Raw genomic sequence first — 13,734 nt, 5'->3', positions numbered from 1 at the left:
CCCCTGCCCCGGCTCACCGCTTGCGGGTGACCGACTGATCCTCATCGTCCAGCAACGAACCGGAGATCCGGCCGGTGGGTTCGTTGATCTGGTCGAACACCTCGCCCTCGATCCGGTACGCGCGGTTGGTCCGTTCCTGGTCTCCGCCCTGGCCGCCACCTCCGCCGGCGCCCATGCCCATCGGCGGCATCGCGCCGCCGCCGAACGACTGTCCCGACGGGCCGCCCATCGGAGCGGGCGGGGCACCCGAAGCCACGGGCTGCGGCTGCTGTGTCCCACCGCCGCCGGTGTGCAGGCCTTCGCTGAGCGACTGGCCTGTCGCGGGGCTCGCGGTTTCGAAGGGCATCGACTGCGCCGAGGCACCGCCACCACCGCCACCGCCGCTGGTGTCACCGGCGGGGACGCCGATCCCGTCGGGGACGGTTCCGCCGCCACCGTGGTGCGGGGTGAACGCCGGCTTGGAGTCGGGCTGCGCCGTCCCGGTGACGGGCGTCGCGGGGTGCGCTGCCTTGTCCGTGGCGGGCTTGTCCTCGCCGAGGGTGTACGTGGTCGGCTTGCCGGTGCCGTCGTCGACGGTGACGACCGTCGGCCCGGACGGACCGTCGGGGCGTTCGGCGGTGATCTTCACATCGCCGTCCTGGATGTGGATCTTGCCGTCCGGCCCGGGACGATGGACGCCGTCCTTGTCCGGTTTCCCGTCGTCCGAATCCGGCGTGGATCCCAGCTTGGACTCGTCACCCTCACCGGTCCAGTCGAGCTTGAAGTCCTTGGCGGGCCCGGAACCGTCCCCGACCTTGATCTCCATCTCGCCGTCTTTGTCCGGCTCGGTCATCTCGAAGGTCGTGTCGCCCTGCTTGACCTTGAGAGTCTCGCGTTCGCCGTCTTCGGCCTTGTCGCCGTCCTCACCGGGTTTGTCACCGGTCAGCTTGTCTTCGCCGGAAAGCTCGTCACCGAGCTTGTCCAAGGCGTCCGACGCCTTCTTCTTCGCCTCGTCGGCGGCCTTCTCGCCGTCCTTCGAGTCGCCGTCCTTCGCGTCGGTGTCGCCCATGCCGCCGGGGGCGTCGCCGAGCTTGTTCAGCGCGTCGGAAGCCTGCTTCTTCGCCTCTTCACCGGCCTTTTCGGCCGCCGCCTTGGCTTCGGCCGCGGCGTCCGTGTTGCCACTGCCACCGGGGCCGCCGCCCGGGCCCGGACCACCCGGCCCAGAGCCCCCGGAACCGCCGAGGTCGGACCCGGCCGGACCGTCGCCCAGCTTGCCCAACGCTTCGGACGCCTGCTTCTTCGCGTTCTCCGCCGCCGCGGCGGCCTGTTTCTTCGCCTCTTCGGCCGCGGCCTTCTGCTCGTCGCCGTTCGACGGCGGCGGAGTCGAACCCGAGGGTGACGTCTGGTCCTTGTTCGCGTCCGGACCACCGCCGAGGCCGCCACCGGGGCCACCGCCGGAACCACCCGGCGATCCGGAACCGCTCTCGGGAATCTTCACGTCCGGGACCGGCGGGGGTTTGACATCGCCCGTCGGACCCGTACCACCGCCGCCCGGACCCGAGCCACCCGCGCCGGGACCGCCGCCAGAGCCACCCTCGGGACCGCCGCCCGGCCCACCGCCGGTGCCGCCGGTGAAGTCGGGGCCCTTGCCCGAACCACCCGGTCCATCGCCGGGGCCGCCACCGGGTCCGCCGGTTCCCGAGCCGCCAGGGCCACCTCCCGGACCGCCCTGGCCACCGGTGAAGTCCGGGCCCTGACCGCCGCCGGGCCCGCCGCCCGTACCGCCGGCTCCACCCGCGCCGCCCTTGTCACCGGCGCCCTCGAACTCGTTCTTGACCTTGCCCATGACCTTGTCGAGCTCGTCGTAGGCCTGGTTGACGAAATCCTTGGTTTCCTTGCAGGACTTGGCGAATCCCTCGTAGATGATGGTCCACATCTCGGGGATGAACTGGTTCTGGATCCACTGCTTGGCGAGGTCCTGGCCCGCCTTCTTGAACTCGTCGTCGTCGCAGCAGCCGTCGTTGTTCAGCTGCTGGACCAGGTTGGAGCCGAAGTTGACGTCCATCCAGCCCGCGATCGCGCCGAGGTCCTCCTTGCCGCTCTTCTCGCCGGCGGCGATGGCGATGACCTTCTGCGCCATCGCGAAGTCCGCTTTGCCGACGACCTCCTTGTAGAGGTCGACGACCGTGTCGGCCTTGCCCTTGCACAGTTTGAACACCGTGGCTGTGGTGTGCAGCGTCGCTTCGCTCGCGTTGTTCAGTGTCTGCGAGAGTTTCTTGGCCTTCGGGAGGATCTTCTCGTTGTAGTTCTCCGAGGAGGCGTCCGCGGCCTTCCCTGTCCAGGTCCCGTACAGCGTGTTCAGCTGCGAACCGGTGTCCTGGATGGCCTTCTCGACGGTCTTCGAACCGGTCTTGAAGTGGGCGGCGTCGTCTACGAAGTTCTTGAAGCTGATCCCGCGCTGCTCGTCGAACGGCTTCTTGATGTCCTTCTCGAAATCGAGCGCGCGCGAGGTCCCACGGCAGTCTTCCGGGACCTTCGCCAGCAGCGAGCCGAAGGTCTGGAAGACCTTGAGCGCGGGCGCGGCGGCGTCGAAGATCTCGTCCGACGTCTTGGTCCCGGCGCCCTCCGCGGTGGGTTCCTTCGCGCCGTCCAGCTTCTTGCCGCCTTCGTCGACGGCCTTCGTCTCTTCGTTCTGGGTGAAGCTGGCCTGATCTCCGGCCTTCTTCGCTTCGCCGTAGACGCTGTCGACGTCGTCCGAGGCCAGGAACGGGACGGCGTTGTAGGAGGCCGCGTACTTCTCGGCTTCCTTGCGTTTCTGCTTGATCTCCTCCGGCTCCTGGTCCGCCGACCACGGCGGGGGCGCCGGATGCGTCCGCATCCAGGAGCCGATGAGCTTGGTCTTCTGTTCGGCGGGAACGGCCGGGTCGTCGAGAACGGCTTTGACGTCGGTCCAGGTGGTTTTGTCGGCCACTAGCGCATCCCAGTCTTGGTGATCTTGTCCTTCTGCTCGTCCTCGTTGGTGCCGTAGGCGGTGGCGGCGGTACCGAGGTTCGTGCCGAACGAGCCGAGCGTGGTGCTGTACCCCTGGACCGACGCCCACAACGCCGCCACCCCGTCGGTGTACTTCTTCGCGTGGTCGCCGTGCGCCTGGCCGAAGCCTGCCGCGTTCACCGGTGTGCTCGACAGATCCGGGTTGTCTTCGAGCAACTGTTCCGTCAGCTTTCCGATGTTCTTCGATGCCGAAGAAAGCGCATCGGTCGCCGCGGTGAAGCCCCCGCTCATTCTTTTCAGCGCCTTTCGTCGGATCCGTCGGCCTTACCGCCGAGTGCCTCTGCGAGCACTTCGGCCACCGACCCGATGTCGGTGAACCGGTCCAGCTGGTCCAGATCAATCCTCACGTCGTGGTAGATCTCCAGCGCCGACAGGAGTCTTATCCGTCCCTTGGAGTCGATACCCAGCTCCTCGAGCGGCGCGTCGGACTCGATTTCGGCGGGATCAAGCCGAAAAGTCTCACTGACGACCTTCACGACCTCCGCGCGGTGATCACCCACGGGGCCGACTATAACGCGCCCTCGCCGCGGCCCGCGCGACCTTGCCACTGGAAGTACGCGGAAGGTCACCGGAAGGAACCAGGCGTACCGATCGCAACGTCAGATCATGTTCGCGTGAAACCGCGCGCAATACCACTCTCGTCACTTCTTTGACATCCACTTCGGCGTTCTTTGCCCATTCGGCTACCAACATCGCCCCTTCTCCCCTTTCGTCCGTGACACCGAACGCGGCGACGCGGTCGCGGCGGATCGCCGGATGCGCCTCGCCCGCCACCGCCTCGATGTCCTGCGGATGGAAGTTGCGGCCGTCGATGACGATGAGATCCTTGAGCCTGCCGGTGATGTAGAGGTCTCCGCGATGGACCACGCCGAGGTCGCCGGTGCGCAGCCAGCCGCCGACGCCGTCGAGTTCGCCGCCGAACGCGGCGGCGTCGCCACGGCCCCAGTACCCCGCCGCGACGTTCGGCCCGTGGATCCAGATCTCCCCGGCCAGGCCGTCGGGCCGCACCACCCCGTCCCGGACGATCCGGACCCGTTGACCGAGCGGACGACCGACCGAGACGAGTTCCTGACCTTCCGGCACCTCGATCGCCTGGCCCTGCGCGAGGGCTTCGCGGTCGAACACCGCACTACGCGGTCCTTCCGCGCCCGCGCTCGCGACGTACACGGTGGCCTCGGCAAGGCCATACGACGGACGGTGTGCCTCGGCACGGAATCCACGCGGGCCGAAGGCCTCCAGGAAGCGCGCGACCGTGTCCGGCCGCACCGGCTCGGCGCCGTTGAGCGCGACCCGGACGGCGGAGAGGTCGAGGTCGTCCCCCGCTTCTCCGGCCGCATCGACGGCCAGGTCGAACGCGAAGTTCGGCGCTGCGGTGAACACGGCCGGGTGATCGGCGAGCTGACGCAGCCATCTCACCGGACGATGCACGAATTCGGCGGGCGACATGAACACCGATCGCGCCCCCGCGTGGACCGGCAGGCACAGAAGCTGGATCAGGCCCATGTCGTGGAAGAACGGGATCCAGCCGACGCAGGTCGTGCCCTCGTCGACGGCGTAGGCCCGGCTCGCCTGCCAGCAGGCGGCGGCGACCGCCCGGTGCGGGATCACGGCGCCGGCGGGCTCCCGTGTCGACCCGGACGTGTACTGCAGATAGGCGGGGCTTTCCGGTGCGACCGGAACCGGATCGGCCGGAGGTCCGGAAAGCTCGTCGACCACGATCAGGTGGTCCGGTGTGCCCGCTTCGCCCACCTTCGCGGCGGCGGCCGACGAGGTCAGCCAGACCCGCGCGCCACTGTCCTCCAGCACGCCGGTGAGCCTGGCTCGCTGGGAAGGACTGCCCGGTGCCATCAACGGCACGGCGACGAGCCCGGCGGCGAGCGCTCCGAAGAACGCCAAGGGGTAATTCAGGTCCTGGCCGGTGAGCACGGCGACGCGATCACCCGGCCGGGCGACCAGGCGCAGCGCGCCCGCGACCACTCGCACGCGTGAGACGAACTCCGTCCAGGTGACGGTGCTGTCCACACCGGCACTGTGGTCCTGGTGCGTGAACAGCGGGCGCGAGTCGGCTTCACGAGCGAACAACCGCTCCACGATCGAGGTGCGCAGCACCTGCTCCGGCACATCCTCCGGCGACGCGGTCATATCCGGCAACGTACTGGAACCCTTGCGGGGGCGCTCGGAGGGCCCGTGCCGCTGTTCGTCCTAAGTAGACGATTCCCGACCCGGTCCGCCGGAATTCGCTCTTGTGAATTCCGGACAGAAGACCGGACATTCCTCGCTCTTTCCCGGACCACGGCCGCACACTCGGCGGGCAGTGTGTTTCTTTCCCCCGACCTTGGAGGACTAGACCATGCGTCGAAGAATCGCCCTGGCAGTCGGTGGCGCCGCCGTCCTGACCGCGAGTCTCACATCCGCCGCCCTCGCCCCGGTCGCACAGGCTTCCCCCGGATTGATCGCCGCCATGCAGCGGGATCTGGGGCTCACCGCCGCGCAGGCCTCGACCAGGCTCACCCAGGAGATGACCGCGTCGCGGGTGCTGCCCGTCGCCCAGCAGGCCGCCGGTGCGGCGTTCGGCGGCGCCTGGTTCGATCCGGCGCGCGGCAAACTCGTCGTCGGGGTGACCGACCCCGCCGCCGTTTCCGCCGTCCGGCAGGCCGGCGCCGAGCCCACCGCGGTCGCGATCAGCGCGGCCCGGCTCGACGCGGCCAAGGCCGAAATCGACATGTCGGCCAAGACCAAGCCCGCTCCCGCCGCCGTCAGCGGCTGGCGCGCCGACCCGCGCAGCGGCAGCGTCGTGGTCGCGGTGCGGCCGGGCGGGCACGGTTCCGACGTCGACGACTTCCTCGCCAGGGCGAGGAAATCCGGTCCGGTCACGGTGGTCACCGCGCCCAAGGCCGAGCCGTTCGCAGCGGGCACCGTCGGCGGCGACCCGTACTACATCAACGGGAACACCCGCTGCTCCATCGGATTCTCCGTCCACGGCGGCTTCGTCAGCGCCGGCCACTGTGGCGGCACCGGCAGTTCCGTAGTCGGCTGGGACGGCTCGGCGATGGGCAACTTCGCCGGTTCTTCCTTCCCCGGCAACGACTACGCCTTCATCCGGATCGGCAACGGCTGGTGGACCGCGCCGGTCGTCCTCGGCTGGGGCACCGTCAGCGACGCGCTCGTCCGCGGCTCGTGGGTCGCGCCGGTCGGCACCTCGGTGTGCCGGTCCGGTTCGACGACACACTGGCACTGCGGCACCGTGCTGGGGCACAACGAGACGGTCAACTACTCGCAGGGCGCGGTGCACCAGATGACCCGCACCAACGTCTGCGCGGAACCCGGCGACTCCGGCGGCTCCTTCATCACCGGCGACCAAGCGCAGGGAGTCACCTCCGGCGGCTGGGGCAACTGCGGCTCCGGCGGTGAGACCTGGTTCCAGCCGGTGAACGAGATCCTGCAGAACTACGGCTTGTCCCTCGTCACCGCCTGACACGATCGTGAGCGGCGATCCGGGCCGCACCGGATCGCCGCTCACCACCATCCGGGGTTAACGCCAAGGCCTCGGCGGTAGTTCCACGTCGAGTCCCATGATCCTCGCGGTCGGCTTGCGTCGAAGCCACCGGCCCGCGGTCGTCACGTCGATCAAATCGACGGCGAAAGCCTTGCGCTGCGCGGGTGTCACCGCGTGCCAGCGCATCTTGAACGCGGGACGGACGGGGGCGATGAACGGCCTGACCGGACCATGGGCTCGCGCGAACACGGCCTCGAAATCACGGTCCGGCACATAGTCCAGCTCCAGGTCGATCAGTGGTTCCGGTCCGCCGGCCCGATGGCGGCACCGGGCGAGGATCCGCGCGATCTCGTCCATCGCGAGCCGCACGGAACCGGGAACCTGGTGCTGCCAGCACCCGAGATACGGTGCGTTGAGTGACCCGGCCGTAAGCTCGTCCGGCAGCACGATCACCGCCCGCACCGCGAGTCCGGTGAGCTCCACGTGCAACCGCGTCCACCTGTTGCCGGTGTCGAGAAAGAACCGCGGTGGCGGTATGCCGGTGCCTGCACCGAGCCGGATCCGCTCCTTCACCGCGACGAACGGATGGTCCGACGGTGCGGAATCCGTGGTGTGGCGGTCGGTGCCGCCGCCCGGCAGGGCGAACACCAATTCGAGCCGATCGCCGATGAGCTTCAACCCCGCCGGGAACAACGGGCCGAGACTGCCCATGAGCGCCGAGCCGGCGACGAGCACGTGGTGACTGGACGCGACTCCGGTCATCGCCGGCTTCCTCCGTTCGTGTTCAGACCTGCAGTTCCGCCTCGATACGCTTGAGGTAGTGCCGAGCCAGCGCGAGATTCGCCTGATCCCGGTCCAGCACCAGGTACAGGAAAAGGGAACTCCTGGCGTTCATGGCATCCAGCAGCCGGATCAGATGGTATTGGCGATGCAACGTGATGAGGATGTCCTCGATGCTGTCGTTGAGCGACAGCGCGGACATGACCCGCATCTTCGACCTGACGACATCGGTGTTGCCCGCGGCCGCGACCTCCAGGTTGAACCAATCACCACCCCCGCTCGTGCCGAGCGACATCCCGCTCTCGTAATCGACCAGCGCGACACCGACCGCTCCGGCGATCGACATGGATTCCTTCAGCGCGTTTTCGATGTTCATCGAACTCACTTTCTTCGTCTGGCTTCTATGCGGCCAATATCGAGCTGATCCGGTCGATGACAGGGCGGCATTCGAAAAGAAGTCGGCCGACGTTCAGCTGCCGGTCTCCCATGATCACCATGAGCGCCATCCGGTCGATGGCGTAGACGGCCATGTAGCCGTCGCTGCTGAACACCACGGTCTGCCGGAGCGTCCCCTTCCCGGTCACCTCGGCCGCCTGGCGCGCGATCCCGAGATTCGCGGCGGCCAGCGCGGAGACCTCCGCGGGGTCGATGTTCTTCGCCGCGTCGGCGACTATCGGTATTCCGTCGACCGCGGCTATCACCGTGTCGGTCACCCCGGTGACGTTGTCCCGCAGGTTTCGCAATTCGGCGATCAGTGCGTCGAAATCCACTACTCATACTCTCTTTTTCCGAAGGCCCATCACTGAATGACACGAGGCAATGATCACTCGACGAGGTTCTCGACCGCGATGGACCGTACCACCGAAGTCCGCCGTAACCTACGCGTCCAAGAAACTGGGTATCGGCATCACGCGATCGGCTCAAGCACTTTCCGTGTACGCAGCAGGTCGCCGGAACATTCGTGCCGGCGACACCTGATACCGGCACGGTCTGCGACTACCCGACGACTTCGAAATGGGTGATCAGCGATAACGGGCGGACTTCAGTCGGCGGAGCTGCGGCGTTCCAGGAAAACGGTGTCGCACCAGACGCCGTCACGCTCGACGATCCGTTCGCGGATGCCGACCGTGCGATAGCCGGCGCTGCGATGCAACGCGATCCCGGCTCGGTCGTCGGTGAGGACCGAGGTCTGCAAAGTCCGGATCCCGGCGGCATCGGCCTCCGTGACCTGTTTGTGGATCAGAGCCTTGCCCACCCCGCGACCGCGGTGACCTTCGACGACGTGGACAGAGGTTTCGGCGACGCCTCGATGACCATCGCGACCCGAGACCGGGGTCGCCGCGATCCAGCCGACGACTTCGCCGTCGACCTCGGCGACCCAGCAGTGCCCAGGCAGCCAGTCCGCGTCAAGCCTTTCGCCGCCGACCGCCGGTCGGACGACGACGTCATCGGGCACGTCGTCCGGACAGCAGGGCCGTGGGGCGAGCAGGCCCATGACGGCGTCGGCCGCGTGCGGGAGCCCGCTGCAGCAGGCCTGGTTGATCGTGACGACCGTGGCGGTGCCCTCTTTCCGCAGGTGCAGGAAACCGACTTCGGCGAGTTTCCGGACGTGGTGCGAGCACGTGGATTGACTCGTTCCGAGGATTTCGGTCAGAGTGCCGACGGTGAGGCCGCCGGACGACGTCGCGACCGCGTGCAGCAGTTTCACCCGCATCGGCTCAGCCAGGCAGGCGAACCAGCCGGCGTACGTCGCGGCTTCGCTTTCGGGCAGGACGCCAGTGGTCATGCATCCAGTATCGACCAACATCGATGGTTGCGTCAATCGATGCCTGTCGATACAGTCCTCCGCGTCGGTTCAATCGAGCCAGATCGATGAAAGGTGCGGGGATGAACGAGTTGCCTGTGGTGGTCGTCGGAGCTGGGCCGGTCGGGTTGGCGGCGGCCGCCGAACTCGCCGAACGGGGCCTCGAGCCGTTGGTGCTGGAACGCGGCACGCACGCGGGTGCCGCGGTGGCGGAGTGGAATCATGTCCGGCTTTTCTCGCCTTGGTCCGAGCTCGTCGCTCCGGCGGCCGGGCGGCTCCTGGCGGCGATCGGCTGGTCCGGCCCTGCCGCCGACACGTACCCGACAGGTTCGGAATGGGCGGAGTCCTACCTGCGCCCGCTGGCGTCCGCACTCGGCGACCGGGTCCGGTTCGGCGCCGAGGTGGTCGGCGTGGCGCGCCGCGGCCGGGACCGTGTCGTGGACAGCGGCCGCGACGACGAGCCGTTCACCGTGCACGTCCGTGCCGCCGACGGCACGGAGGAACGGATCGCGGCACAGGCGGTGATCGACGCCTCCGGAACATGGCCGACCCCGAATCCTCTTGGCGGGGAGGGACTTCCCGCCATCGGCGAACGAGCGGCGGTAGACCGGATCGGCTACCGCGTCCCGGATCTGGGCGACCCGGTGGTGCGGGCACGGTACGCGGGCAAGCACGTGGTGGTCGCGGGAAGCGGACACTCCGCGCTGACCGCGCTGGTCGCGTTGTCCGGTCTGGCGAAGGAGTCCGCGGACACGCGGATCAGCTGGGTGCTGCGCCGCGGTTCGGTCGGCAACACCTTCGGCGGCGGCGACGCGGACCAGCTCCCCGCTCGGGGTGCTCTCGGCCTGCGTGCGCGGGCGGCGGTGGAATCCGGGCTGATCACCGTCCTGACCGGATTCCGCACCGAGACGGTCGAACGCGACGAAGACGGGCGATTGAGCCTGATCTCCTCCGCCGGGCAGCGCCTCGACCGGGTCGACGAAGTGGTGACGCTGTCGGGATTCCGCCCCGATCTGGGCCTGCTCTCGGAAATCCGCCTGGACCTGGACCCGACCCTGCAGGCGCCGGTCGCGCTCGCGCCGCTGATCGATCCGAACGTGCATTCCTGTGGGACCGTGTACCCGCATGGCGCGAAGGAACTCGCTCACCCGGAGAAGGACTTCTTCCTGGCGGGCATGAAGAGCTACGGCCGTGCGCCGACGTTCCTGGCCATGACCGGGTACGAACAGGTGCGCAGCATCGCCGCGGAGCTCGCCGGGGACCACGAGGCGGCCGCTCGCGTCGAACTCCGGATGGCCGAAACGGGTGTGTGCGGTGGCGCCGGTCTGTTCGACGAGCCCGAAGACACGGCATCGGCCGGCTGCTGCGCGGAAGTCCTGCCCCTGGCGGCGGCGGCACCTCAACGGGGAAGGACCTCATGACCGCGCACGACGCGATCATCGTGGGTGGCGGCCAGGCCGGTCTCGCCGCCGCCCACGCCCTGCGCACCCGCGGCTCGAAGCCGGTGATCCTCGAGGCCGGCGCCGAACCGGTCGGCTCATGGCCCCGCTACTACGACTCGCTGACCCTCTTCTCCCCCGCCCGCTACAGCAGCCTCCCCGGCCTGCCCTTCCCCGGCGATCCCGAGCACTACCCGCACCGCGACGAAGTCGTCGGTTATCTCCGCCGCTACGCCGACCGCGTCGGCACCGACATCCGCACCGGACACCGCGTCTCCGCCGTCACCCACGAGGGCGGCGTGTTCACCGTGCACACGGCCGGAGGAACCGCCCTGTCCGCGCCCGTGGTCATCGCCGCATCCGGCGGCTTCTCGCGGCCCCATCTTCCCGCTCTGCCGGGGCTGGACGGCTTCACCGGCCAAGTCCTGCACAGCAGCGACTACCGCGATCCCGCCCCGTTCACCGGGCAGCGCGTCATCGTGGTCGGCGCGGGCAACTCCGCCGTCCAGATCGCCACCGAGCTCGCCGGCCACGCCAGGGTCACCCTCGCCACCCGGGCACCGATCAAGTTCGCGCCGCAGCGCCCCTTCGGGAAGGACGTGCACTTCTGGTCCGCCGCCGTCGGGTTCGACCACCTGCCGATCGGCCATGTGCTGAAACAACCACTCACCTCACCTGTCAACGACCCCGGCGGCTACAAAGCCGCGATTCTCGACGGAGAACCGGATCAGAGGCGCATGTTCACCACCATCGACGGCGACGGTGTGCGCTGGCCGGACGGAACCCGCGAAAACGTCGACACCATCCTGCTCGCCACCGGATTCCGGCCCGGACTGTCCTATCTGGACGGACTCGGCGCACTGGACTCCGATGGACGGCCGCTGCACGATCGCGGCCTGTCCACCACCCACCACGGGTTGGCCTTCGTCGGCCTGGAATGGCAGCGCAGCTTCGCCTCCGCCACCCTGCGCGGTGTCGGACGCGACGCGCAGTACGTGACCAAACGCCTTCTGGTCAGGCCTACAGGTCGCCGCCGCCGGTCTCCGGCATTGCTGTGAGGTCGGCGACCGCGGCCCGGGCGGTCATGCCGACGCCGATGAGCGTGGCCGAGGCGGGACCGGTCCAGTCGCCGTAGCCGAGAAGGTGCAGCCGCGGCTCGGCCACCACGCGGGTGCCTTCGGTGGGGATGCGACCGCGGGTGGTACGCAACCGCAACGACGCGAGATGGCTCAACGCGGGCCGGAACCCGGTGCACCAGATGACCGCGTCCGCGTGCCGGCGGGTGCCGTCTGTCCACACAGGACCATCCGGGCCGAGGCGGGCGAACATCGCACGCGGCCGCAACAGGCCCGCGTCACGGGCCTCGCGGACGGACGGGACGGCGACGATGTCGCCCAGCCCGGCGACTCCGCCCGTGTCGGCCTCACCGGTTTCGAGGGCTTGGCGGCGCCGGGTCGCGACGTCGAAGAGGGCCTTGCCGTCGATGTGGTCCGGCAGGTACCGCGGCGGGCGGCGGGTGACCCAGGTCAGGTTCGCCGTACCCGCGAGGTCGGCGGCGATCTGGGCGCCGGAGTTGCCGCCGCCGACCACCACGACGTCCTGGCCCGCGAACTCCTCCGGATTCCGGTAGTCGACGGTGTGCAGTTGACGTCCGGTGAACCCGCCGGGCATGAGGGGAAGGAAAGGACGCCACCAGGTGCCGGTGGCGCTGATGACAGCCTCGGCGCTCCACTCCCCCGTATCGGTGCGCACCGTGAATCGAGCGCCGTCACGAAACACGTCGGTCACCGGCTCCGAGCGACGGATCGGGAGTTCGTAGCGTTTTTCGTACGCCGCGAGGTACTCGACGACATGCTCGGCGGTCGGATACCCGGGCCCCGAGTAGGGCGGCATCGGCCGGCCCGGCAGGGAACTGTGCTGCGCCGGAGAGAACAGGCGCAGCGAGTCCCAGCCGTGGAGCCAGGCGCCGCCCGGCCGGGCTTGGGCGTCGAGGACGACGAAGTCCAGACCGGCGCGGCGCAGGTGGTAGGCGGCGGCGAGACCGGCCTGGCCACCGCCGACGACCACCACCCGCACGGAACCGCTCATGCGGACGGAGCCTTGGCGGACCAGCGTTTCCGCAGCCAGAGGCTGACGTACACCAGGGCGACCAGCACGGGCACTTCGATCAGCGGGCCGACGACCCCGGCGAGAGCCTGCCCCGATGTCACGCCGAAGACCCCGATGGCGACGGCGATCGCGAGTTCGAAGTTGTTGCCCGCGGCCGTGAAAGCCAGCGTCGTGGTGCGCTCGTACGACAGCCCGGACGCCTTGCCCAGCAGATAGCCGCCGATCCACATGATCGCGAAATACACCAGCAGCGGCAGCGCGATCCGGGCGACGTCGAACGGCCGGGAAGTGATGGTGTCGCCCTGCAAGGCGAACAGGATCACGATGGTGAACAGCAGCCCGTACAGCGCGATCGGGCCGATCTTGGGCAGGAACGCGCCCTCGTACCAGTCACGTCCCTTGGTCCGTTCCCCGACACGGCGGGACAGGTAGCCGGCGGCGAGCGGGATCCCGAGGAAGATGACGACGCTGAGCGCGATCTCCCACGGCGAGAAGTCGATGTTCGTGGTGTCCAGGCCCAGCCGGCCGGGCAGCAGATCGAGGTAGAACCAGCCGAGTACCCCGAACATGATCACCTGGAACACGGAGTTCAGCGCGACCAGCACGGCCGCGGCCTCGCGGTCACCGCAGGCGAGGTCGTTCCAGATGATCACCATCGCGATACACCGGGCGAGACCGACGATGATCAGCCCGGTCCGGTACTCGGGCAGATCGGGCAGCATCAGCCAGGCGAGCGCGAACATCAGCGCGGGACCGAGAATCCAGTTGAGCAGCAAGGAAAGCACCATCGTGCGCTTGTCCTTGGTCACGGTGTCGAGCCGGTCGTAGCGGACCTTCGCCAGCACCGGATACATCATCAGCAGCAGACCGAGCGCGATCGGCAGTGACACCTGCCCGATCTTCACCGCGTCCAGTACCCCTTGCAGGCCGGGGATCACGCTGCCCAGCAGCAGCCCGGCGCCCATCGCGACGATGATCCAGACCGGGAGGAACCGGTCCAGAAAGGACAGTTTGTGCAGCACGTCGGGGCCGGCCTCTTGGGCGGTTCGAGTCACGGGGCTGGTCTCCAGAAGTCG

Annotated in this window: 13 protein-coding genes; 3 read left to right on the top strand and 10 right to left on the bottom strand. The window is 68.7% G+C overall.

Features of this window, described 5'->3' with window-relative positions; genetic code table 11:
• Positions 1-13: 13 nt before the first annotated feature.
• From LCL61_RS19390 to LCL61_RS19375, 4 genes are read right to left on the bottom strand one after another with little or no spacing between them, the layout of a single operon-like run.
• Entirely contained in the window at positions 14-2,950 is a 2,937-nt protein-coding gene (locus LCL61_RS19390) for a WXG100 family type VII secretion target (RefSeq protein ID WP_340688143.1), read from the bottom strand.
• Entirely contained in the window at positions 2,950-3,261 is a 312-nt protein-coding gene (locus tag LCL61_RS19385) for a hypothetical protein (RefSeq protein WP_340688142.1), read from the bottom strand. Before LCL61_RS19385 ends, LCL61_RS19390 begins: the two co-directional genes overlap by 1 nt.
• Positions 3,262-3,266: 5 nt before the next feature.
• Entirely contained in the window at positions 3,267-3,530 is a 264-nt protein-coding gene (locus LCL61_RS19380) for an acyl carrier protein (protein WP_199745729.1), read from the bottom strand.
• Positions 3,523-5,172 (bottom strand): fatty acyl-AMP ligase, encoded by a 1,650-nt coding sequence (locus LCL61_RS19375; RefSeq protein ID WP_340688141.1) that lies wholly within the window; start codon positions 5,170-5,172, stop codon positions 3,523-3,525. The genes LCL61_RS19380 and LCL61_RS19375 overlap by 8 nt, the downstream gene beginning before the upstream one ends.
• A 208-nt stretch (positions 5,173-5,380) precedes the next feature.
• Between LCL61_RS19375 and LCL61_RS19370 the strand changes: the two genes are divergently transcribed.
• Positions 5,381-6,505 (top strand): S1 family peptidase, encoded by a 1,125-nt coding sequence (locus tag LCL61_RS19370; RefSeq protein ID WP_340688140.1) that lies wholly within the window; start codon positions 5,381-5,383, stop codon positions 6,503-6,505.
• A 57-nt stretch (positions 6,506-6,562) separates the two neighbouring features.
• On the opposite strand, the gene LCL61_RS19365 is transcribed toward LCL61_RS19370, so the two are convergent.
• The 4 genes from LCL61_RS19365 to LCL61_RS19350 all read right to left on the bottom strand — a co-directional run bounded on the left by LCL61_RS19365 (position 6,563) and on the right by LCL61_RS19350 (position 9,092).
• Positions 6,563-7,288, bottom strand: a complete 726-nt coding sequence (locus LCL61_RS19365) for a hypothetical protein (protein WP_340688139.1) — start codon at positions 7,286-7,288, stop codon at positions 6,563-6,565.
• A gap of 22 nt (positions 7,289-7,310) precedes the next feature.
• The gene (locus LCL61_RS19360; RefSeq protein ID WP_340688138.1) at positions 7,311-7,682 is read right to left on the bottom strand and encodes a hypothetical protein; all 372 of its coding nucleotides are present in this window, start codon (positions 7,680-7,682) and stop codon (positions 7,311-7,313) included.
• A 25-nt stretch (positions 7,683-7,707) separates the two neighbouring features.
• Positions 7,708-8,076: a roadblock/LC7 domain-containing protein gene (locus LCL61_RS19355; protein WP_219150733.1), complete on the bottom strand. Its 369-nt coding sequence runs from the start codon at positions 8,074-8,076 to the stop codon at positions 7,708-7,710.
• A gap of 272 nt (positions 8,077-8,348) precedes the next feature.
• On the bottom strand, positions 8,349-9,092 hold the full coding sequence (locus LCL61_RS19350) for a helix-turn-helix domain-containing GNAT family N-acetyltransferase (protein WP_340688137.1): 744 nt from the start codon (positions 9,090-9,092) through the stop codon (positions 8,349-8,351).
• 101 nt (positions 9,093-9,193) lie between these two features.
• Between LCL61_RS19350 and LCL61_RS19345 the strand changes: the two genes are divergently transcribed.
• Both LCL61_RS19345 and LCL61_RS19340 read left to right on the top strand, forming a co-directional pair.
• Complete coding sequence (locus LCL61_RS19345; RefSeq protein ID WP_340688136.1) at positions 9,194-10,531, top strand: FAD-dependent oxidoreductase; 1,338 nt, start codon at positions 9,194-9,196, stop codon at positions 10,529-10,531.
• On the top strand, positions 10,528-11,607 hold the full coding sequence (locus LCL61_RS19340; protein ID WP_340688135.1) for a flavin-containing monooxygenase: 1,080 nt from the start codon (positions 10,528-10,530) through the stop codon (positions 11,605-11,607). The genes LCL61_RS19345 and LCL61_RS19340 overlap by 4 nt, the downstream gene beginning before the upstream one ends.
• Here the strand turns inward: LCL61_RS19340 and LCL61_RS19335 are convergent.
• The gene (locus LCL61_RS19335) at positions 11,570-12,637 is read right to left on the bottom strand and encodes an ArsO family NAD(P)H-dependent flavin-containing monooxygenase (RefSeq protein WP_340688134.1); all 1,068 of its coding nucleotides are present in this window, start codon (positions 12,635-12,637) and stop codon (positions 11,570-11,572) included. The two genes, LCL61_RS19340 and LCL61_RS19335, sit on opposite strands and share 38 nt — an antisense overlap.
• Positions 12,634-13,713, bottom strand: a complete 1,080-nt coding sequence (gene arsB, locus LCL61_RS19330; protein ID WP_340688133.1) for an ACR3 family arsenite efflux transporter — start codon at positions 13,711-13,713, stop codon at positions 12,634-12,636. The genes LCL61_RS19335 and arsB overlap by 4 nt, the downstream gene beginning before the upstream one ends.
• Positions 13,714-13,734: the final 21 nt, after the last annotated feature.

Origin of the sequence: Amycolatopsis coloradensis (assembly GCF_037997115.1) — a bacterium.
GTDB lineage: Bacteria > Actinomycetota > Actinomycetes > Mycobacteriales > Pseudonocardiaceae > Amycolatopsis > Amycolatopsis coloradensis_A.
This window is presented reverse-complemented; position numbering and strand designations above follow the sequence as displayed.

What these genes read in the sequence shown, in the direction of transcription:
- LCL61_RS19385 (WP_340688142.1), bottom strand. Translation starts at nt 3,261, where the DNA reads ATGAGCGGGGGCTTCACCGCGGCGACCGATGCGCTTTCTTCGGCATCG.
- LCL61_RS19375 (WP_340688141.1), bottom strand. Translation starts at nt 5,172, where the DNA reads ATGACCGCGTCGCCGGAGGATGTGCCGGAGCAGGTGCTGCGCACCTCG.
- LCL61_RS19370 (WP_340688140.1), top strand. Translation starts at nt 5,381, where the DNA reads ATGCGTCGAAGAATCGCCCTGGCAGTCGGTGGCGCCGCCGTCCTGACC.
- LCL61_RS19365 (WP_340688139.1), bottom strand. Translation starts at nt 7,288, where the DNA reads ATGACCGGAGTCGCGTCCAGTCACCACGTGCTCGTCGCCGGCTCGGCG.
- LCL61_RS19360 (WP_340688138.1), bottom strand. Translation starts at nt 7,682, where the DNA reads ATGAACATCGAAAACGCGCTGAAGGAATCCATGTCGATCGCCGGAGCG.
- LCL61_RS19350 (WP_340688137.1), bottom strand. Translation starts at nt 9,092, where the DNA reads ATGACCACTGGCGTCCTGCCCGAAAGCGAAGCCGCGACGTACGCCGGC.
- LCL61_RS19345 (WP_340688136.1), top strand. Translation starts at nt 9,194, where the DNA reads ATGAACGAGTTGCCTGTGGTGGTCGTCGGAGCTGGGCCGGTCGGGTTG.
- LCL61_RS19340 (WP_340688135.1), top strand. Translation starts at nt 10,528, where the DNA reads ATGACCGCGCACGACGCGATCATCGTGGGTGGCGGCCAGGCCGGTCTC.
- LCL61_RS19335 (WP_340688134.1), bottom strand. Translation starts at nt 12,637, where the DNA reads ATGAGCGGTTCCGTGCGGGTGGTGGTCGTCGGCGGTGGCCAGGCCGGT.